Source organism: Olsenella sp. kh2p3, assembly GCA_900119625.1.
Lineage (GTDB): Bacteria > Actinomycetota > Coriobacteriia > Coriobacteriales > Atopobiaceae > Tractidigestivibacter.
The window spans coordinates 53843-73697 of the sequence record FPKD01000009.1 but is presented as its reverse complement, the minus strand read 5'-3'; the positions used below and the strand labels follow the sequence as shown (position 1 = coordinate 73697).

Below are 19855 nucleotides of genomic sequence, written 5' to 3'. Positions count from 1 at the left end.
ATGGTTCCAACGCTGCTACAACATTGAGAAACCGTAGCATGGTTGTACGGTCATGCGAAGCTCCTCAGCTCCTGCGGAGCGAGCCTCCTGCCCATGACCTCGTCTATCGTCATGGCGGCCGCCCGCTTGGCGTCCGCGTCAGCGCTTGCGTAGATGTTGAGCGTCATCGCCGCGTTTGCATGGCCCATGATCGAGCTCACGGTCTTGACGTCGATTCCCTCTGCGATTGCGAAAGTGGCGAAGGTGTGACGGAGGTCGTGGAAGGTCGGCCTCCTGCCTTGCGTGCCCACGAGGCCCATCGAGTCTGCAAGCGCCTTCCAAGGCCTCCAGAGCCCATGCGGCTTCATGAACGAGCCGTCCACCTCACCGAGGACGTAGATCTGGGACATGCGCTCCTCCGAGGGCTCGAGGCCCGCGACGATGAGCTCGGTCTCCTGAGCGTCCTTCCTTGCCTTCAGCTTCTCAGCGAGGGCGAGCGTGAGGGGGATGTCGCGCACGCTCGTGCGCGTCTTGGGAGGCTTGACGTAGTACTTTCCGTTATCGCGTGCCACAGACCTCCTCACCCAGAGGGTGCGGTTCTTGAGGTCCACATCGGCCCACCTGAGGCCGCAGAGCTCGCCCTCTCGCATACCGGTGGAGAGCGCCATGAGGACGGCGAGGTTGAAGGGCGTGTCCGCGGCTGCGTCGAGGTACGTGAGGAGAGCGCGCCTCGTGCGCTCGCTGAGGGCGTTGGGCATGGGGTCCTCCGCCTTGGGAGGCCTCACGGCGGCGAGCGGGTTCCTGGGGATGAGGTCGGCCTGGACGGCCTGCTCGCAGGCGCTCTTGAGCAGGACGTGGGCCTTGCGCACCGTGGTGCCCGAGAGGCCGTCCTTGAGGAGCTTGGCCTCCCACGCCCTCACCTGTGCCGCGTTGAGCTCCGAGAGGCGGATCCTGCCGAGGCCGTTCGAGACGTTCTTGGCGTAGCAGCGGTAGCCGTTGATGGTGGAGCGCTCGAGCGAGCGAGACCTGTCGAGGTCGGATATGTAACTCTCGAGGTACTCGTCCACCGTCATGGTGGCCTTCGCGACCTCCGCCTTGCGCTCGTGCTCCTCCTCGAGCGCGATTCTCATCTCCGCGAGTTCTCGCTTTGCCTCGGAGATGCCTTGGGCCTTTAGTGTGCGAACTGTCTGACGCCACTCGCCGTCCTTGTCCTTGTACTTGAAGACGCCGCGGAACGGCGGCTTCTTGCCGCGTATAAACGCGTTGGTGAAGTGCATAGAATCCGTCCCCTCGCCTTGCACCAAACGTGCACCAAATCGCTTGGTGCACGTGCACCAAACTTGGGCGTCGAGCCCTTCCGGTCATGGCGAAGGTTACACGGCATTGCGCCGTTTACGTGGCGATATCTGCGAGCGTGTTCACGCCTGTCGAAGAAGTTTGCCCAGCGTGTCCCGCTGGGGGTCAAGGGGTCGCTGGTTCGAATCCAGTCCACCCGACCAGAAATGAGCGGGCCGCATGGGATTTACCGTGCGGCCTTTTTCTTTTTGTAGGTCTCTCCTAGTCATGTACACTTGTCTCCAGTAAACCCGCCGGCCTCTCGCAGAAGCTCAACTGGCGGGTCTTTGTTTTCGATGCGCTACGCGGCTGCACTTCGGTAACTTCGAAAGGCCACGAGATGATTTCTCGCAACGACTCTGGCTACATCCTGCGCCCTTCCCTACCCGAGGATGCGCAAAACTACGCACGGCTCTTCGACCAGGTCAATCCCGAAGTTGCTCGACTTACGGGTAGCGCTCTGCACTACGATTGCGACGAGGTTGTCTCGTTCTTTCTCGCCAACATCGACGACGAAACCAGACGTGACTTTCTGCTTCTTGACCCCACGTCCCGCATCATCGGCGAATCCGTCATCAACGAAATCGATTCCAAGCTCCGCTCCGCCAATTTCCGTATCGGAATATTTGATACAAGTTCACTAGGATGCGGAATCGGTTCTTGGGCAATCGAGCAGACAATCGACTTTGCTTTCCGCGAGATTGGTCTGCACCGGCTTTCCCTTGACGTCTTCAGCTTCAATCCTCGCGCAATTCGTGCGTATGAGAAAGCGGGGTTCGTTCGTGAAGGCGCATTGAGAGACGCCGTCATTGACTCAGCGACTGGCAGCTACGGCGACGACATCCTGATGTCAATCCTGGAGAGCGAGTGGAGAGAGCATCGCTGAGCCTTGCTAGGCCGGCGCTCCTCTCGTAGCCGAATTACGCACGACTGCGATTAAGGTTTGTGGATTGCTGGGCTTTTGTCGTTCTCGCCTTCAGACGTGCGTAATTGCGCCGAGAAATACGTCGCCAAACGGCGCCGGCAGCGGCGTCACACACGGCATCGCCTACGCGCACACGGCCCTGCGCCGCATGAGCGCAAACATCACCACAACGGTAACAACGGTTCCCACGGCCACAAACGCGCCGCCCACAAGCCCGACGGCACTCACGCCTAGCTGCGTCACCGTAACGCCACCAATCGCCGATCCCGCGCCAATGCCCAGGTTAAAGAGCCCCGAGTAGATCGACATCGCCACCGACGCCTGGTCATTCTCGGTGATGTAGATGAGAATCGACTGGAACGCCACGCAGAAGCCCATCTCGCACGCGCCCCACACCACAAGCACGACAACCGTCGCGCCCAGCGAGGCTGCCGCGGGCAGCAGCGCCAGCAGGGCAACAGTCTCCCCCACCAGCGACGCCGCAATGAAGCCCTTCTTGTGGCCGTCGTAGAAGCGTGAGAAGAGGTAGCTGCCAAGTAGCCCGGCGACGCCAATGACCACCAGCGCCGCCGTCACGCCCTCCGCGCTCAGGGCGACCGTCTGCGAAAGGAACGGCTCGACGTAGCTGTATGCCACGTACTGCCCCGTGGCGAGAAACACGATAGCCACGTAAAGCGAGACCAACGGCCCATTGCGGAAGAGCTCGGGAAGCTTGTCCAGCGTGAACCTCTCGCCGGCGCTGAGCGGCGGGAAGACCATCGCCAGATACACAAAGCTTGCGACAGCGACCAGCCCCACCACGGCAAAGGTCATGCGCCAGCCAAGCGCAAGACCTATCGCACGGCCCAGCGGCATGCCAAAGATCTGCGCGATGGAGCTTCCCGTGGCAACGATGCCCATCGCCGTGGACGAGTGGCGGGGGCTCACCACGCGGGCCGCGACCACCATAACGATGGACCAGAAAACCGCGTGCGCCGTTGCCACCACCAGGCGCGAGCAAATGAGCAGCAGGTAGGTGGGCGAAATCGCCGAAAGGAACTGCCCCGTGGCAAAGATGGCGATAAGTCCCAGCAGCAGTCGGCGAAAGTCAAAGCGCGACGCAAAGACCATGAGCGGCAGCGAAAGGATCATGACGCCCCACGCGTAGACCGAGATCATGATGCCGGTCTGGGCCTCGGTGAGCGAGAAGGTCTGGCCGATGTCACTGAGAAGACCAATGGGGATGAACTCGGACGTGTTGAAGATAAAAGCCGAAACCGCCAGGCCGGCAAGCGCAAGCCATTGGCCACGCGTGATCTTGTCGGTTTTCTCCTGCGTCTTGCTGCGTGAACCCACGGTACTACCAGCCCCTCGAGCCTTGCGGCCGCCCTTGTTCTTCTCGTTTGTAAGTCCCCTAGTATGGGGGATTGCGCGGGTTAGCGTGGCGTTGGCTACCGGCTGAGCAAAACAGCCACATGTGCTCGAGGTTGGAAGCCGGCCAGCCGGGCGGCTGGTGCTAACGAGAACAATTTCGACAGAAATCAGCCGGCGAGGGCGGGAAAATGTCGAATTTATTCTCGGCAGCACCTGCGGAAGCTGGCGCCGGTGCCAGGCCCGGACACCCCTACGCGAGCAGCAGCTCCAGCGCAAACACCACGCCGCAGCATCCGGCCGCAACCTGCGGGAGGCTCGCCCCAAACCACGCGGCCACAATGCCTACGACCAGCGCCGCCGCACCGGCAAGCGGAGAATCCGTCGCAGAGAGGATCGCCGGGAAGGTCATCACGGCAAGCGTCACGTACGGCACGTAGTAGAGAAACGACCGCAGGAACCGGTTGGAGATCGGCCGCCGGATGAGCGTGAGCGGCAAAATCCTGGTCCCCAGCGTGACCGCCGACATCACCACAAGATAGGCAACAATGCTAGGCCGCACGGCAGGCATCCCCCTCTGGAGCAGGAACCGCAATCGCGGGGTCCGCGGCACCCGCGTTCTCGCTGCCGCCGTCCTGCTCGTCCACCGGGAAGAGCGCCGCCGCAAGCGCCGAAAGCGCCACGGTGAGAATGATGGTGCGCGTGCCCTCGGAGACTCCCGAGAGCAGTGGTGTCCATGCAAACAAAGCGCTGGTAGCAAAGCCGGCCAGCACCAGCCCCGCAATCACGCGGCTCTTGCGCGCCGGCGGAATGATGATGGCAAGGAACATCCCAAAGAGCGCCACGGAAAGCGCGCTCACGATGCGCTCGGGCAGCACGCTGCCGGCAATCACGCCCGCCATGCCGCCAAACGCCCATCCGGGAAGCGCCACCACCATGGCTCCGTAGCTGTAGTACGGGTCGGCCAAACCCGGCCGCGCAATCGCGATGCCAAAGAGCTCGTCGGTAAGGTCAAAACCCACAAGCACGCGATGGATGAGCGGCGTCTTGGGCGAGAAACGCTGTGCCATCGAGCAGCTCATAAGCAGGTAGCGAGCATTTGCCACGAGCATCACCACGGCCATCTCGAGGAGCGACCCGCCTGCACCAATCACGGCAAAGCCAGCGTACTCCCCTGCCGAAGCGTTGTTGAAGAGGCTTGCAAAGAAGCCCTGCACCGCATCGAGGCCCACCTTGCGCGCGGCGATTCCCAGCGAGAACGAGACGGCCAGGTATCCCAGGGCAATGGGAACACCGTCGCGAACACCCTCGCGCAGCGCCTCACCATGGCGGGCGAGAAGCCCCGCCCCACGGTGGGCACGACGATCGCCGCTCACAAGCGCACCCGTGGCAAACGCGTTTCTCGTCTCTGCAAACTCCACAAGAATCACCCGCCAAACCTGCTCGAACTTCTCCGCTCAAAGCGTTCTGAGCACATTAAGCAACAGATTCAGTTATTAGTAAAACGAATGGTTCTAATTAGTTGAGTAGCTATACTAATATCTAGAAACCCGAGGAAGCAACTGAAGAAAGGGCCGCACATGCCTCAGCAGCCGGACGCACAGGCACGCTACTCTCGCTACGCAGTCTTTGTCGACGTTGTCGAGGAGGGCAGCTTCACCAAGGTCGCCAACCGCATTGGCTACACCCAGAGCGCCGTCTCGCAGACGGTCAAGGCCCTGGAGCGCGAGCTTGGGTGCACGCTTGTGGAGCGCGGCCGCGACGGCGTCACCCTCACCAAGGACGGGCAGCAGTTCATGCCCTACCTGCAGGCGGTTGCTCGCGACGAGCGGGCGCTTGCCGAGAAGCAGCGCGAGGTCCAGGGCCTGGGACGCGCCTCCATCACGATTGGCACCTTCACCAGCGTGAGCAGGAACCTTCTCCCCCGCCCCATGCTCGACTTCAGGCGCCTGTACCCCTCTGTCCGCTTCAACCTGCGCCAGAGCGAGTACACCTCGATTGCGGAGTGGGTGCGCACCGGGGAATGCGACCTAGGCTTCACCAACCTGGCGGACGCCGAGTCCGCGGGTCTGGAGTCCCACTCGTTTGGCCCCGACCGTATGATGGCCGTGGTGCCGCCCGAGAACCCGCTTGCCAAGAAGGACGAGCTCACGCTTGCCGACCTCGCCACACAGCCGTTCATCCTCCTTGACGAGGGCCGCGAATCCGTGACGCTTCACGCGTTTGAGCAGGCGGGTCTCTCGCCACGCGTGTGCTACGAGGTCACGGACGACTACTCGATCCTTGCCATGGTGCGCCAGGGGCTGGGCGTCACGATTCTCTACGAGATGATGCTCGTGGGCTTTGAGTCTGGCGTGGTGGTGCGGCCCATTCGCGAGGAGCCGCGGCGCACCATCACGCTTGGCTGGCGCAACTCTGCCACGCTGCCGCTGGCGGCGCGGCGCTTTGCGGAATACCTCATCAGCGAGCTGGGGTAGCCGCGCCGCAGACTGGGGTTGGTCTGCTCGCGTGCCACCCGGCGCCCGCGCGCACGTTGTTACCGGCCCGTCTTTGCTCGCGAGCGTTTTCGCAGATAAGGTCTGGCAGAAGCCGCGAGCCGGTAACAACGCGCTGCCGCATCAGTTCTGTTGTTACCGGCACGACGAGGAGTCGTTGCCGTTATCTGGGGAAACGCTCGGACAGCACCCCGGGCCGGTAACAACGCACTGTCGGTCCGCCGTCGCGCACCGAGACCTCCGCCTGCGGAATCCTGCGCCGGATGCAGCCGACACAAGCTTCGAGCGCGCTTCCTTGGCGCTCCAGCGTAGGCGCCCCGGCCGCTACATCAGGCCAAGCGCCGTCGCGACGGGAACCAGAAGAATGGGGACAAATGCCGCAGGGATGAGGTTGGCCACCTTGATGTCGGTCACGCCAAGGAGGTTGGTGCCAACGGCGAGCAACAGCGTGGATCCCGTGACGGCAACCTCGGTGACCACGGCGTCGGTGAGAAACGACCCCACCAGGCTTGCCGCAACGGAAAGGACCCCCTCGTACACAACAAGGCTCACCCCGCAGAAGGGCACACCGATGCCCATGGTCGCCGCCATGGGCAGGCAAACGGCAAGGTCGATGACGCCCTTCGAGATGAGAGTCGCGTGATCAAGCGAGATGCCGCTAGAGAGCGACCCCACGATGGCCATAGCCCCCGTGCAGGTGAAAATCGACGCCGTCACAAACCCATCCGAGAAGTTCCCCAGCCGCTTCGAGCCAGCAAACGCTTGGTTGAGACGCCGCTGGGCCCAGTCGCCCAGCGAGCGGATCCGCGCGTCGATGTCGATGCCCAGGCCAACCACAGAGCCAAGCGCCAGCGACAGCGTGACAATGGCAACGTTGCCGCCGCGCATCATACCCTGGACGGCCACCAGAACCACGGCGAGCCCCTGTCCCTTGAGGAGAAAGTCCCCAAGGCGCTCGGAAACACGCCCCTTGAAGAGAAGGCCGAGAATACCTCCAACCGCTGCCTCGAGACCGTTAATAAGGGCTCCTGCTAGTACCACGTTCACTCCCTGCTTGCTTTGCCCTGCCGTTCAGCCGTGCACTCCTGCACGCACCCGACGTGCGAGAAAGGCTCGCCTACGACTCGTTCACGCGCTTGCCGGTCATGTGGTCGACGACAAGCTCGAGCATCTGCAGGCGCTTCTCGTTACGGACCAGCTCGTCGGCAACAAAGTCCGCGGGGTCGTACTTCTCGCCAAGGCGGCGGGCAATTTCGAGGGACTCCGAGGTCGTCTCCATGAGCGCGACGTGCCCAAAGACGATGACGCTCCTCACGTCGGGACCCTGCTTGCCCTCGACCTGCACGCCCTGGTCAACAACCGTGAACGACACGCGATTGTCGGCCTTGATCGCGTCGAGCTTGTGGCCTTCCTTGGCGCCGTGGAAGTAAATCCTTCCCTGCTCGTAGAGGTAATCCATGGGGACACCATACGGGTAGCCGTCCTCGCCGTGAACCGCGAGGACCCCACGACGCTCGGCAAGCAGGATCTGCTCGCACTCCTCTGGGGAGAGCTGCTGTTTGAAGCGCCTCATCTTCCTGAACATGGTTCACCTCTCTGCAAGCCGTGCGAAAATACCCCCGGGAAACGCCGACCCCCGAGAAGCGCGGTCAAGCTTGCACGTCCAACGCCCGGCCAACCGCATCGAGCCCGTCTTTGTTACATAAAATTCTAAGTTGCCGCATTGGGCGGCCTTGGTTTCTCGCAGAATCGGAAGAGGCCAGCACATCTCCCTGGGTTTGGCTGGTACGTTACGCAGGACGTTTGGACGTGTGGTCGAAAGGCGCCAACATGGCATTGATGCTCGTAATATCGCCGGCGAAGCGGATGGACGTAGTCGAAGGCCCGCCCTTCGCCCAGACTCGGCCCGCGTTTCTCGCCGACGCGCAGCACCTAGCCCGCGAGCTGCGCTCCCTTGGCTACGACGGCGCACGCAGGGTCTGGCGATGCAGCGACGCACTGGCACGGCCCAACTGGGACCGGCTTGGTACCATGCCAGAGGATATGGCGAGAGACCCGTGGCTGCTCTCCCCCGCCGTCCTCACGTATGTGGGCATACAGTACCAGCACCTTGCCCCGCAGGTCATGACCGAACGTGAGCTGGGGTGGCTCTCGTCTCACCTGCGCATTCTCTCTGGGATGTATGGGGTTCTCCGTCCGTTTGACGGCGTGGTGCCCTACCGGCTCGAGATGCAAGCGAGGCTTTCCGTGGCGGGACAGCGCGACCTCTACGGGTTCTGGGGGACGCGGCTGCTCGAGGCCATGGTCGGAGACGGCACGGACATCATCGTAAACGTAGCCTCCAAGGAGTACGCAAAGGCCGTGGTCCCCTGGGCGAGAAAAGCCGGGATACCAGTTGTGACCTGCATCTTTGGGGAGACGCGCGCATCTGACGGGCGCGTTGTCCAACGCGCGACCGAGGCAAAGGCGGCGCGCGGCGCCTTTGTGCGGTGGTGCGCCGAGAGGGGCGTCGAGAAGGCCGAGCAGATCGAGGACTTCGCCGAGCGCGGGTACCGCTTGGACCGCGACCGCTCCGACGCCGAGACGCTCACGTTTGTGCGCTGTAGCGAGAAGCGCTGACGCCGCTGTGGCGCCGCCTGGGCGCCACAGGCCGCGTTTTGGCAGCAAGTGCGTACGAAACCGCAGCTAGGGCGCCGTTTTGGCGCCACAAGGGCCATTCCCGCAGCTACTACGTACGAAACCCGCCCTGCGGCGCCAATTGGTGCCGGAGGGCGGGTTTTCTCAGCAACACGTACGAGAAGCGCTACTCCTCCATGTAGTCCTTAAGCCTGCCGGAGCGGCTGGGATGACGCAGCTTGGCCAGCGTCTTGGACTCGATCTGGCGGATGCGCTCGCGCGTCACGCCAAACTCACGGCCAACCTCCTCAAGCGTGCGGGGGTGCCCGTCCTCAAGGCCAAAGCGGAACTTAATGACCTTGCGCTCACGGTCGGCAAGCCCATCGAGCACCTGGTCGAGCTGCTCGCGCAGCATGGAGTCGCTCGCGGCCTCGGGCGGCGCCACCGCGGTGGAGTCCTCGATGAAGTCGCCAAGCTGGGAGTCCTCCTCCTCGCCAATAGGCGTCTCCAGCGAGACGGGCTCCTGGCTGATCTTCTGGATCTCGCGCACGCGGTCGGGCGACATGCCCATCTCGGCGCCAATCTCCTCCGGCGTGGGGTCGCGGCCCAGGTCCTGCAGGAGCTGGCGCTGCACGCGGATGAGCTTGTTGATGGTCTCGACCATGTGCACCGGGATGCGGATGGTGCGGGCCTGGTCGGCGATGGCGCGGGTAATGGCCTGACGAATCCACCACGTGGCGTACGTGGAGAACTTGAAGCCCTTGGTGTAGTCGAACTTCTCGACCGCGCGGATAAGGCCAAGGTTGCCCTCCTGGATGAGGTCGAGGAAGAGCATGCCGCGGCCAACATAGCGCTTGGCGATAGACACCACCAGGCGCAGGTTAGCGGAGATGAGCTGCTGCTTGGCATCGAGGCCCACCTGCTCGATGCGCATGAGGCGGCGCTGCTCGGCACGCGTGAGCTCGATCTCGCCGTTCTCCGCGGCCTCGAGCTTCTCGGAGGCCTCGGTGCCGGCCTCGATCTTCATGGCGAGGTGGACCTCCTCGTCGGCGGTGAGCAGGTCGACCTTGCCGATCTCCTTGAGGTACATGCGCACGGGGTCGCCGGTGAGCATGACGGTGGAGGTGTCCTGGCGACGCGCGCGGGCGCGGCTCGAGCGCTTGGGCTTCGAGACCTTGGCCTTGGGCACCGAACGCAGGGCCTCCTTGATCTCCTTGGCCTCGTTGGCGGCCTCGGACTCCTCGTCATCCTCGCCATCGAGGGAGTCCTCGTCGTCGGAGAAGTCGTCGTCAGCGCCAAAGTCGTCATCGTCGTCGCCGGAATCCATGGAACCAATGCCGTAGGCGGGGTTGGCCGTCTCGCCCGACGTGGTGATCTCGACACCCTTGGCGCGCAGCATGTCGTAGAGGTCGGAGAGCTCGTCCCCGTCCACGTCGACGTCACGGATGGCAACCTGGATGTCGTCCTCGGACACGCTTCCGCCAGCCTTGGCAGATGCGCTCACCAGCCCATCGACAACGCGCCCCAGCTCGTCGGAGAGCTTGATGTCGTCCTTCGTCTTCTTTGCAGCAGCCAAGTTATTCCCTTCGACGCAGTAACCTTCAGAATGCTACCCGTTTTTACTGCTCGACAACAGCAGAAAGTTTCTTAGTCAGCTCATTAATACGCTTCTGGAGCGCAGTGGCCTGCTCGAAGAGCGCCTCGGCGTCCTCGCCGCCCGCGTCACCAGCCTGGCGCAGCCGCGCCTTGATCTCGCGCACGCGCCGCTTGCACGAGTAGAGCTCGACCGAATCGACGAGAAACGCGACCTTCTCATGCGCATCCATGCCGGGGCTCGAGACCACGCGGCCGGACGAGAGGATCTGCGGCGCGTCTGGCTCGACGGCCGTTGCGGCGGCCACCACGTCTGCGGGCGCGGTGCCCTCCGGCGTGGCGAGCATGGCCCACGCCATCCCCTCGTGGCGGCCGTCCGCCCACATCACGTCAGCGAGGCGGTCAGCGTAGGGCCGCACCTCGTCGGGCATGGCGGCGAGCATCGAGAGGAGCTCGCGCTCCACGGCGACCTGCATGCGCTCGTCGCCCGAGAGCATGCGCGAGACCGAGAAGGAACCGCCGCCCGCAGCGGGAGCGCCGCCTGCGGTCGCGGCGGCTACGGGGACGCCGCCGTCCTCGTAGGCGTCGGCCGGAACGTAGTCCTCGGGCACGTAGGCGTCCTCGGGGTCCGGCGCCGAGGACGCCTGCCAGGGGCCAGCCGTCCTCGGCCTGGGAGCGGCCTCGCGGCGGCGTTCCCGCTCCTCGGGCTCGGCCGCCTTCACGGGCTTCTCGCGAATCACGCGCTTTGTCTCGGCAACGTCCATGCCAAGGGCGTCCGCCAGCTGCGTGGCGTACTCGTCAAGCAGCACGGAGTTCTTGAGCGGCGCCAAAAGTTGGGCCATCTCGTCCAGCGCCTTGACGCGCCGGCCTGGCGCCGAGAGGTCGTAGCCCGCCAGGCGCTTGGTGAACACGAAGTCCATGAGCGGCACCGCGGCGTCGAGCTGCACCTGCATGGCGGAGGCGTCGTGGGACGAGAGGAACTCCATAGGATCCTGGCCGTTGGGCAGAACCACGCAGACCATCGAGGCCGAGGTCTTGTCAATGAACTGCACGGCGCGCTCGGCCGCGCGCTGGCCCGCCTCGTCGCCGTCGAACATGCAGATGATGCGAGAGACGCGCTGGCGCTCCATGAGCCGGATGTGGTCGATGCGGAAGGCGGTCCCCAGCGCCGCCACCGCGTTGGTGAAGCCGGCCTCATGCATGGCGATGACGTCGGTATAGCCCTCGCAGACGATGGCCGTCCCGGTTGCCGCCATGGTCTCCTTGGCGCGGTCGTAGGCAAAGAGGTGCTTGCCCTTGTTGAAGACCGTGGTGTCTCGGGTGTTGAGGTACTTGGGCGCGTTGTTGGCCGGGCGCAGGATGCGGCCGCCAAAGGCGATGGTCCTGCCCTGCTCGTCGTGGATGGGAAACATCGCCCGATCGTAGAACCAGTCGGCAAGGCGCCCCGAGCGCTCCACGGCAAGGTTGGCGGCGATGAGCTCCTTGGGGCTAAAGCCCTTCCCGCGCAGGTACGCGACGAGCGCGCCGCGTCCAGGCGCGTAGCCAAGGTGCCAGCGACGGCACACGTCCGAGCCAAAGCCGCGGCCCGCGAGGTAGGCGCGCGCGGCGGCGGGCCCCTCGCCACGACCGCGCATGAGCATGGTGTGGTAGTAGTCGTCCGCCAGTGTAAGGGCCTCGATCAGGCGGTTCTTGCGCGGCCCGCGGGCAGCGCCCCTATCCTCGGTAAGCTCGATGCCGGCGCGATCTGCCAGGTAGCGGATGGAGTCCGGGAACGAGAGGTTCTCGCGCTTCATCACGTACTTGAAGACGTCGCCGCCCTCGCTGCACGCGCCAAAGCAATGCCACAGACCCGTTGCCGGGTCCACCTTGAACGAGGGGGTCTTCTCGTGGTGGAAGGGGCAGCATCCCCAGAACTCGCGGCCGCGCTGACGCAGCTCGACCGTCTCGCCCACCAGCTGCACGATGTCGGTGGCCTGGCGAACCCGCTCCTTGTCCTCGTCGCTGATCACGCGACCACCCCCACGCACTCCTCCCCGACGTTCTCCCGTACCCATTGGATGTTCCCCAACACAACGGATTCCAGCTCGGCGAGCGAGTCGAATCGACGAGAGGCGCGAAGGTGGCGAAGGAACACCACGCGGGCGTCCTCGCCGTAGATGTCTCCCGAGAAGCCCACGAGGTTTGCCTCGAGCATGGGGTGGGCAGCCACGTCAAAGGACGGCGGCGCGCCCACGTTGACCGCCGCCGGCCAGACGCGCCCGTCAATGATGGCGAGACAGGCGTAGACGCCGTTGGCGGGCAGGCAGTCGCGGCCGTCTAGCTCGACGTTTGCCGTGGGGAACCCAAAGGAGGTGCCCTCGCCGCGGCCATAGACGATGCGCCCACCCAGGAAGTGGTGGCGAAGCAGGAGCTGGGCGGCCTTCTCGACCTTGCCCTCGCCGAGAAGCCCGCGCACGCGCGTGGCCGAGACGGGGCTTCCCTCCGCCGTCACGAGCGAGTGACCAAAGACGTCGAAGCCGCGCTTCTCGCCCAGGGCAGCCATTGCCGTTACCGTTCCCGCGCCGCCGGAGCCAAAGCGGAAGTCCTCGCCCACATGGATGGCCGCAGGCGAAAGAATGCCGCCCAGCACTTCGGTGACGTAGCGGTCGTACGGGAGCGCCGCAAGCTCAGGCGTGAAGCGGTGCACGAGGACGGCGTCCGCGCCGGCGAGAGCCAGCGAGCGCACGCGGTCCGCATCGGAGAGCAGACGCTCGGGCGGACGGGCGGAAAGGACCTCCGAGGGGTCGGGGTCAAAGGTCACCAGGGCAAGCGGCAGGTTCCGCGCATGGGCGTCTGCGGCGGCCTGGGTGATGAGGGCGCGGTGTCCCGCATGCAGGCCATCAAAGGCGCCGATTACACAGACAAAGCGCTGGTTAGACCCCAGCGTGACGCCAGGAGCGAGGTAGGCCGTGGCGTCCGGCAGATGCACGGATGCGCCAAGCGACACGCCCGAGAAGGTCGATGCTGCAGCCAGCTGGCGCGCCTCCGCAGCAGCAAGCGGCCAGGTGGGCTCGTGCCAGGCGGGCGCGCAGGAGAAGGGCTCGCCCGTCATGCGCGCACCCCCGTGATGCCGGCCGGGAAGTTGACCTCGCAGGCAAGGCCACGCCTGCCACAGCTCCAGACGCCAACAAGGCGCTGGTCAAAGACCATGGCAATGCGCTCGCCGGGAAGCGGGGCACGCTTTGTGCCATCTCCCACGCGCACCGTTCCTGCCGCCACGACCTTGCCGCAGGCGGCATCGGCCGCCTCCTGCGCGCTCAGCTGGCGCACCGGAGCACCCAAGGCAGCAATGGGGTCGAGCGCGTGGGCAAGCACCTCCGCAGGCTCGCGCGCCGCATCGACGGCGTCAAGCGCCAGGCAGGCGTCGAGACCCACCGAGCCAGACTGCGTGCGCCGCAGCGCCACGAGGTGCGCGGCAGACCCGGCCGCGCGGCCAATGTCGCGCGCCAGGCTCCGCACGTAGGTGCCCTTGGAGACGTCAAAGTCCACGACCCAGCTGAGCTGCCCCTCCACGGAGGCTATCTCGACGAGCGTGGCCGAGAAGACCGTGATGCGCCGCGCCGCCAGCTCGGGCGCCCTCCCCTCGCGGGCGAGCGCGTAGGAGCGCTGGCCACCCACGGAGATGGCCGAGTATGCGGGTGGCACCTGGTCCTGCTCGCCGACAAAGCCGGCGAGAACCTCGCGCGCCACGTCCTCGCTGGCCAGGCGCTCGGGGACCTCGGCGGCAACCGTGGGGGCGCCGTCGGCGTCGTCGGTGTCGGTCTCGCACCCAAAGAGGATGCCCGCCGTGTAGCGCTTGCGTTCGGCGGTGAGAAGGCCCATGAGGCGCGTGCCCTGGCCCACGCCCACGACCATGACGCCGGACGCGGCGGGGTCAAGCGTGCCAGCGTGTCCCACGCGACGCTCCCCCAGGACGCGCCGCACGCGGTTCACCACGTCGTGGCTGGTCATGCCGCAGGGCTTGTCGATGCCGAGGAGGGCATTCACACCCGACTCGCCGCGCTTCACCGTGACGCACCTCGCACGTCTGCCGAAGTCGCAACATCCCGGCACGCGCCGTCCTCGAAGAGGGCGCAGAGCTTGGGGAGCACGATGGCGCGCACCTCGTCCACGGTGCCCGTGGCGGTGAACCCTGCCGCGGCACGGTGCCCGCCGCCGCCCATCTCGCGCGCGATGCCCGAGACGTCGAGGTCGCACTTTGAGCGGAGGTTGCCGCGGACCTTGCCGCCGTCGACCTCCTTCAAGAAGAGGGCCACCTGGGTGCCCTCGATGCAGCGCACCAGGTCGATGAGGCCGTCGAGTTCGTCGAGCGTGACGCCGGCCTGGGCGATGTCCTCGTTGGTGGCAAAGCTGTAGGCGATGCGCCCTTCGGCGAAGGTCTGGATGCGCGCGAGCACGCGGGCGGCCAGGTGCACGTAGGCGAGACGGTCGGACTGGTACACGTTGAGCGCGACCTCTGCGGGAGAGGCACCGGCCTCGACCAGCATGCTTGCCGTATCGAAGGCCTCGCTGTCGGCGTTCTGGTACTGGAAGCGTCCCGTGTCGGTCACGATGGCGCAGAGGAGGTTCTGAGCGATCGTGGGCGTGAGCACGCGCGAGGAGTGCAGGCAGAACTCGGAGATGATGACGCCCGTCGCGGCGGCGTCGGGGCGCACCACGCCGGCGTCCCAGAAGGGCTCGCCCGAGGGATGGTGGTCGAGGACGGCGACGTGGCGGGCCCGGTCGCAGACCTTCTCGGCATCTGCCAGCCGGGACTTCTGGGAGAGGTCCACGCAGATGAAGAGGTCGGGCGTCACGTCGTAGTCGGCGGCGTGGACGAAGGTGTCAGAGCCCGGGAGGAAGCGGTAGATCCTCGGCACGGGGCCCTTGTCGGCCAGGAGGTTGGTCACGCGCTTGCCGGGCCATGCCGTGCGGATGACCTCGGCGAGCGCGAGGCCGGACCCGATGGCGTCGCCATCGGGCGAGGTGTGCGCGCAGATCGCGATGGTGTCCGCATCCTCGATCAGCGCGACGACGCCCTTGAAGAGCTCGGCCTGCTCCATGTACTCGGAAACCCTCATCAGGCTCTTCCCTACTCGCCCTCTGCCTCGTCGCCGGCGGGGGCGACATCGATGGCCGTCTCGTCGGCAGTGTCGTCGCCATTCCCCTCGGCGTCCGCCGCAATGGGATAGCCGTTCTCGTCCTTCTCGACGCCAAGCGTCGGCGGGACGTTCTCGAGCGCACGAGAGATGCGCTCCGCCTCGTCGGTCGTGGTGTCGATCTGGAACGCCAGCTCCGGCGTCACGCGCCAGCCGAGCGCGTGGCCGAGAAGCGAGCGGATGCGTCCCTTCGCGCGCTCGAGGGCCGCGGATACCTCCTCGTAGCGGGAGGCGTCGCAGCTCACGTAGGCGCGCATGAAGGACCTGTCGACCGAGACCTCCACGCCCGTGATGGTCACGAGCTGGAGGTCGGGGTCTGAGACCTCGAAGAGCATGATCGTGGCGAGCTTCTCGTGCGCGAGCTGGTTGGTCCGGCGCGAGTTCTGGTTCTGCTTCACGTGTGCCTCCCTACTCCGTGCGGGCGACCTCTTCGATGCGGAACGCCTCGATCTGGTCGCCGGGGTGGATGTCCTGGAAGTTCTCCAGGCCAATGCCGCACTCGAAGCCGGCCTTGACGCTCTTGACGTCGTCCTTGTAGCGCCTGAGCGAGGCGATCTTGCCCTCGTAGACCACGATGCCGTCGCGCACGAGGCGCACCTGGTCGTCGCGGGAGACCTCGCCCTCGGAGATCATGCAGCCGGCGGCGATGCCAACCTTGGGCACCTTGAAGGTGTCGCGGACCTCAGCGATGCCGGTCTGGACCTCCTCCTCGGTGGGCTTGAGCATGCCGATACGGGCGGCGTCGATGTCCTCGATGGCCTTGTAGATGACGCTGTAGGTACGAATCTCGACGCCCTCGCGCTCGGCGGCGGCACGGGCCTTGGCATCGGGACGCACGCCAAAGCCAATGATGATGGCGTTGGAGGCATCGGCTAGCGTGACGTCGGTCTCGGTGATGGCGCCCACGGCAGCGTGGATCGTGTTGATGCGAACCTCGGACTGGTCCATCTTGTCGAGCGAGTCCTGGAGCGCCTCGATGGAGCCCTGGACGTCGGCCTTGATGATGAGGTTGAGCTCCTTGACGTCGGCGTCGGCCATGGTGGCGAAGAGGTTCTCGAGCGTGACGTGCTTCACGCGGTTCTGCTCCTCGATGCGGGCCTTGAGGGCGCGCTGGTCGGCCAGGTCGCGGGCGTCGCGGTCGTCCTGGAAGACGCGGAACTCGTCGCCTGCCATGGGGACGCTCTGGAGGCCCAGGATCTCCACCGGGTCGGAGGGACCCGCCGTCTCGACGGGGTTGCCCTTGGGGTCGAGCATTGCGCGCACGCGACCGTAGGCCATGCCGGCAACCACGGCGTCGCCCACGTGGAGCGTGCCGCGCGTCACGAGCACCGTGGCCACCGAGCCGCGGCCGCGGTCGAGCTTGGCCTCGAGGACGTTGCCGGAGGCAAAGGTGTCGGGGTTGGCCTTGAGCTCGAGGACGTCGGCCTCGAGCAGGACGGCCTCGAGCAGGTTGTCGATGCCGATGTGCTTCTTGGCCGAGATGTCGACGAACATGTTCTGTCCGCCCCACTCCTCGGGGATGATGCCGTACTCGGTGAGCTCCTGGCGCACGCGGGTGGGGTCGGCGCCGGGCTTGTCGATCTTGTTCACGGCCACGACGATGGGCACGCCTGCGGCCTTAGCGTGGTTGATGGACTCGACGGTCTGGGGCATGACGCCGTCGTCTGCGGCCACGATGAGGATGACGATGTCGGTCACCTTGGCGCCGCGGGCACGCATGGCCGTGAAGGTCTCGTGACCAGGGGTGTCGATGAAGGTGATGGTGCGGCCGTTGATCTTGACCTGAGAGGCGCCGATGGCCTGCGTGATGCCGCCGGCCTCGCCCTCGGCAACGCCGGTGTGGCGGATGGCGTCCAAGAGCGACGTCTTGCCGTGGTCGACGTGGCCCATGACGGTGACCACGGGCGGACGGGGCTTCAGGTCCTTGGGGTCATCGTAGAAGGTGAAGGAGTTCTCCTCCTCCTTGGTCATGACCTTGACGTCGCGGCCCAGGTCATCGGCGACCAGCTCGATGAGGTCATCGGACATGGACTCGGTGAGCGTGAGGGGGTTGCCCAGGAGGAAGAGACGCTTGATGATGTCGTTGGCCGGCACGCCGAGAAGCTCGGCGAGCTGCGCGACCGTGGCGCCCTGCGGGACCTTCACGGTGTCGAGCTGCGAGAGGTCCTGGTCGTTGGCGATGGCCTCCTCTATGCGCTTCTCCTCCGCGGCCTCCTCGGCCTGCTTCTGGCGGCGCTCCTTGCGGCGGCGGCGCCTGCCGGTGGACTCGCGCGACGCCTCCTCGACGGCCTCGCGGGCCTCGTCGAGAACGCGGCTGCGGTTGTAGGCCTCGGCCTCGCGGGCCATGCGGCTGTAGCGGTCCTCGCCCTCGTCACCGCGACGGCTGCCCTTGCGGCCCTTGCGGCCGGGACGGCCCTCGCCCTGCTCGGGACTGCCGTCCTGCTCCATGCGAGACGGGGCGGAGTAGCTCTTGCGCTCGGAGCGGGCGCGATCGGACTCGCTACGGCGCTCGCGGCGACCCTGGCCCTCGGCCTTCTTCTGCGCGGCCTCCTCGGCCTGCTGCTTGAGCACCTGCTCCTGCTGGGCAATCTGGTCAAGCAGCGAGGTGAAGGTGGGCATCGACTTGGGGGCGTTGTCGTGGACGCGGTTGCGCTCTTCCTCCTCGGCGCGCTCCTTGGCGGCCTTCTCGGCGGCGCGCTTCTTCTCCTCCTCGGCGCGCTTCCTCGCGGCCTCGGCGGCAGCGCGCTTCTTCTCCTCCTCGGCGCGCTCGCGCTCGCGGCGCTTCTCGGCTGCGACGCGCTCCTTCTCGGCGGCCTCCTCCTCGGCCTTCTTGGCCTCGGCGGCAGCCTCCTCCTCGGCCTTCTTGGCGGCCTCAATCTGGGCAGCGCGATCCTCCAGGATGGGCTTGAGCTTCTTGCGCACAATGGAGACGTAGGCGTCCTCGAGCGTCGAGGAGGCAGACTTGGCGGGAATCTTCATGTCGCGGAGATGGTCGAGCATCTCCTTGCTCGTCATCCCATACTCCTTGGCAAGGTCGTGTACGCGAGTCTTGGCCATGTGACCAACCTTTCATTCACGGGCGGCTGTGCCGCCCGGGTAGTGCCTGCAATCAAAAGTCCGCTTGGGGACGCTAGATCAGAGAATCGGGGTCATCGGAGACCTCGGCATCCATGAGCTTCTCGTGGATGCCGCAGTAGCGCGAGCCCGGACGAGCCATGTTGCGGCACTGGATGCCGTTCTCGCCCACGTACTCGCAACGGTGCTGCTCGCCGTCCTCCTCGGCCTCGCTCTCGAGGGCCTCAGCAGCGCGGGGAAGGTCGCGCAGGACGCCAGCCGCCAGCGACTCGTTCTTGATGTCGATGTGCATGCCGGTGAGGTGCGCGGCCAGACGGGCGTTCTGGCCCTCCTTGCCAATGGCCAGCGACAGCTGGTCGTCAGGCACGATGACCGTGGCGTAGCCGTCCTCGGGGCCAAGAACCACGCGAGACACGCGTGCAGGCGAGAGGGCATTGGCAACGCAGCGCGCGGGATCATCGGACCAGGGCACCACGTCTACGCGCTCGCCACGCAGCTCGGAGACAACCGTGCGCACGCGGCTGCCCTTGGGGCCCACGCAGGCGCCCACGGGATCGAGGTGCTCGTCCTTGGACGAGACGGCGACCTTCGAGCGGATACCCGGCTCGCGGGCGATGGAGCGAATCTCGACGACGCCGTCGTAGACCTCGGGGACCTCAAGCTCGAAGAGCCTGCGGATGAGGTCGGGGTGGGTGCGGGAGACCACGATGGGCGGACGCTGGCGCTCGCCGCGAACAGTGGGCTGGTCGTTGTTCGGGTCGCGCACGTCGATGATGATGGCCTTCAGGCGCTGATTGTGCGAGTAGCGCTCGCCAACGGGGCGCTCGTTGCGCTCGTCGGGGAAGCGGCGCTGGTCAAAGTGGGGAAGCTCGGCCTCGACGCCCTCGCGGATCTTGATGATCGTGAAGTCGGGCGTGGTCTGGAGCACCGTGCCGGTGATGATATCGCCAATGCGCTGTGAGAACTCCTCGTAGATCTGTACGCGCGCCGCGTTGCGCACGATGGCGCGAATCTCGGTCTTGGCGTGCTGCGCCGCGATGCGGGAAGTGTCGGGCGGGGTGACGTCCTTCTCGTCAAAGTCGAGGTACTCGCCGGTCTCCTCGTCGTAGGACTCCTCCTTGGGGATGAGCTCGTAGACGTAGACCTTGCCGGTGGCGTGGTCGATGGTGACGCGCGCGCCAAAGGGAAGGTGAAGGATGTCGGCGTAGCTCTTGGCGAGCGACTGCTCCAGGCGGTCGAGCAGGTACAGCTCGTCGATGTGCTTCTCCTGGCAAAGCGCCATCAGCGCTTCCATCATCTCTGATGCCATG

17 protein-coding genes are annotated in these 19855 nt (G+C 65.7%); 3 read left to right on the top strand and 14 right to left on the bottom strand.

Translation table 11 applies throughout. From position 1 onward, the window contains the following. Nucleotides 1–50 precede the first annotated feature (50 nt). Nucleotides 51–1256 (bottom strand): tyrosine-type recombinase/integrase, encoded by a 1206-nt coding sequence (locus tag BT122_RS09305; protein WP_072355646.1) that lies wholly within the window; start codon nucleotides 1254–1256, stop codon nucleotides 51–53. A gap of 398 nt (nucleotides 1257–1654) precedes the next feature. Here BT122_RS09305 and BT122_RS09300 point away from each other — a divergent pair, with 398 nt between their 5' ends. Continuing rightward, on the top strand, nucleotides 1655–2200 hold the full coding sequence (locus BT122_RS09300) for a GNAT family N-acetyltransferase (protein ID WP_072355645.1): 546 nt from the start codon (nucleotides 1655–1657) through the stop codon (nucleotides 2198–2200). 162 nt (nucleotides 2201–2362) lie between these two features. Here BT122_RS09300 and BT122_RS09295 read toward each other — a convergent pair whose 3' ends face one another. The 3 genes from BT122_RS09295 to BT122_RS09285 all read right to left on the bottom strand — a co-directional run bounded on the left by BT122_RS09295 (nucleotide 2363) and on the right by BT122_RS09285 (nucleotide 5019). Then, a complete protein-coding gene (locus BT122_RS09295; RefSeq protein ID WP_072355644.1) occupies nucleotides 2363–3574 on the bottom strand; it encodes an MFS transporter in 1212 nt (403 codons plus the stop codon). A 268-nt stretch (nucleotides 3575–3842) separates the two neighbouring features. After that, the gene (locus BT122_RS09290; protein WP_072355684.1) at nucleotides 3843–4151 is read right to left on the bottom strand and encodes an AzlD domain-containing protein; all 309 of its coding nucleotides are present in this window, start codon (nucleotides 4149–4151) and stop codon (nucleotides 3843–3845) included. Next, nucleotides 4141–5019 carry an AzlC family ABC transporter permease gene (locus BT122_RS09285; RefSeq protein WP_286130356.1) on the bottom strand — a complete coding sequence of 293 codons (879 nt, stop codon included), beginning with the start codon at nucleotides 5017–5019 and terminating at the stop codon, nucleotides 4141–4143. Before BT122_RS09285 ends, BT122_RS09290 begins: the two co-directional genes overlap by 11 nt. 150 nt (nucleotides 5020–5169) lie before the next feature. Here BT122_RS09285 and BT122_RS09280 point away from each other — a divergent pair, with 150 nt between their 5' ends. Continuing rightward, nucleotides 5170–6066 (top strand): LysR family transcriptional regulator, encoded by an 897-nt coding sequence (locus BT122_RS09280; RefSeq protein ID WP_072355643.1) that lies wholly within the window; start codon nucleotides 5170–5172, stop codon nucleotides 6064–6066. Between the two features lie 342 nt (nucleotides 6067–6408). On the opposite strand, the gene BT122_RS09275 is transcribed toward BT122_RS09280, so the two are convergent. Together BT122_RS09275 and BT122_RS09270 are read right to left on the bottom strand one after the other, a co-directional pair. Continuing rightward, complete coding sequence (locus BT122_RS09275) at nucleotides 6409–7125, bottom strand: DUF554 domain-containing protein (RefSeq protein WP_072355683.1); 717 nt, start codon at nucleotides 7123–7125, stop codon at nucleotides 6409–6411. Between the two features lie 76 nt (nucleotides 7126–7201). Further along, nucleotides 7202–7669, bottom strand: a complete 468-nt coding sequence (locus BT122_RS09270; protein ID WP_072355642.1) for a pyridoxamine 5'-phosphate oxidase family protein — start codon at nucleotides 7667–7669, stop codon at nucleotides 7202–7204. Nucleotides 7670–7914: 245 nt separating this feature from the next. Here BT122_RS09270 and yaaA point away from each other — a divergent pair, with 245 nt between their 5' ends. Next, nucleotides 7915–8703: a peroxide stress protein YaaA gene (gene yaaA, locus BT122_RS09265; protein ID WP_072355641.1), complete on the top strand. Its 789-nt coding sequence runs from the start codon at nucleotides 7915–7917 to the stop codon at nucleotides 8701–8703. A gap of 184 nt (nucleotides 8704–8887) precedes the next feature. Here yaaA and rpoD read toward each other — a convergent pair whose 3' ends face one another. The 8 genes from rpoD to nusA form a co-directional block, all read right to left on the bottom strand. Continuing rightward, the gene (gene rpoD, locus BT122_RS09260; RefSeq protein ID WP_083432430.1) at nucleotides 8888–10276 is read right to left on the bottom strand and encodes an RNA polymerase sigma factor RpoD; all 1389 of its coding nucleotides are present in this window, start codon (nucleotides 10274–10276) and stop codon (nucleotides 8888–8890) included. 43 nt (nucleotides 10277–10319) lie between these two features. Further along, nucleotides 10320–12302: a DNA primase gene (dnaG, locus tag BT122_RS09255; RefSeq protein WP_072355640.1), complete on the bottom strand. Its 1983-nt coding sequence runs from the start codon at nucleotides 12300–12302 to the stop codon at nucleotides 10320–10322. After that, nucleotides 12299–13384: a riboflavin biosynthesis protein RibF gene (gene ribF, locus BT122_RS09250; RefSeq protein WP_083432429.1), complete on the bottom strand. Its 1086-nt coding sequence runs from the start codon at nucleotides 13382–13384 to the stop codon at nucleotides 12299–12301. The genes dnaG and ribF overlap by 4 nt, the downstream gene beginning before the upstream one ends. Beyond that, entirely contained in the window at nucleotides 13381–14340 is a 960-nt protein-coding gene (gene truB / locus BT122_RS09245; RefSeq protein ID WP_072355639.1) for a tRNA pseudouridine(55) synthase TruB, read from the bottom strand. Before truB ends, ribF begins: the two co-directional genes overlap by 4 nt. After that, on the bottom strand, nucleotides 14337–15392 hold the full coding sequence (locus BT122_RS09240; RefSeq protein WP_072355638.1) for a DHH family phosphoesterase: 1056 nt from the start codon (nucleotides 15390–15392) through the stop codon (nucleotides 14337–14339). The genes truB and BT122_RS09240 overlap by 4 nt, the downstream gene beginning before the upstream one ends. 11 nt (nucleotides 15393–15403) lie before the next feature. Beyond that, nucleotides 15404–15868, bottom strand: coding sequence for a 30S ribosome-binding factor RbfA (rbfA, locus tag BT122_RS09235; protein WP_072355637.1), 465 nt, complete (start codon nucleotides 15866–15868; stop codon nucleotides 15404–15406). Between the two features lie 10 nt (nucleotides 15869–15878). Continuing rightward, complete coding sequence (gene infB, locus BT122_RS09230) at nucleotides 15879–18527, bottom strand: translation initiation factor IF-2 (RefSeq protein ID WP_072355636.1); 2649 nt, start codon at nucleotides 18525–18527, stop codon at nucleotides 15879–15881. A 73-nt stretch (nucleotides 18528–18600) separates the two neighbouring features. Continuing rightward, the gene (gene nusA, locus BT122_RS09225; RefSeq protein ID WP_072355635.1) at nucleotides 18601–19854 is read right to left on the bottom strand and encodes a transcription termination factor NusA; all 1254 of its coding nucleotides are present in this window, start codon (nucleotides 19852–19854) and stop codon (nucleotides 18601–18603) included. Nucleotide 19855 lies beyond the last annotated feature (1 nt).

Excerpts from the sequence above, each read along its gene's own strand:
- yaaA (WP_072355641.1), top strand. The coding sequence starts at position 7,915 with ATGGCATTGATGCTCGTAATATCGCCGGCGAAGCGGATGGACGTAGTC.
- BT122_RS09280 (WP_072355643.1), top strand. The coding sequence starts at position 5,170 with ATGCCTCAGCAGCCGGACGCACAGGCACGCTACTCTCGCTACGCAGTC.
- BT122_RS09240 (WP_072355638.1), bottom strand. The coding sequence starts at position 15,392 with ATGAGGGTTTCCGAGTACATGGAGCAGGCCGAGCTCTTCAAGGGCGTC.
- BT122_RS09305 (WP_072355646.1), bottom strand. The coding sequence starts at position 1,256 with ATGCACTTCACCAACGCGTTTATACGCGGCAAGAAGCCGCCGTTCCGC.
- BT122_RS09270 (WP_072355642.1), bottom strand. The coding sequence starts at position 7,669 with ATGTTCAGGAAGATGAGGCGCTTCAAACAGCAGCTCTCCCCAGAGGAG.
- nusA (WP_072355635.1), bottom strand. The coding sequence starts at position 19,854 with ATGGCATCAGAGATGATGGAAGCGCTGATGGCGCTTTGCCAGGAGAAG.
- BT122_RS09300 (WP_072355645.1), top strand. The coding sequence starts at position 1,655 with ATGATTTCTCGCAACGACTCTGGCTACATCCTGCGCCCTTCCCTACCC.
- infB (WP_072355636.1), bottom strand. The coding sequence starts at position 18,527 with ATGGCCAAGACTCGCGTACACGACCTTGCCAAGGAGTATGGGATGACG.
- ribF (WP_083432429.1), bottom strand. The coding sequence starts at position 13,384 with ATGACGGGCGAGCCCTTCTCCTGCGCGCCCGCCTGGCACGAGCCCACC.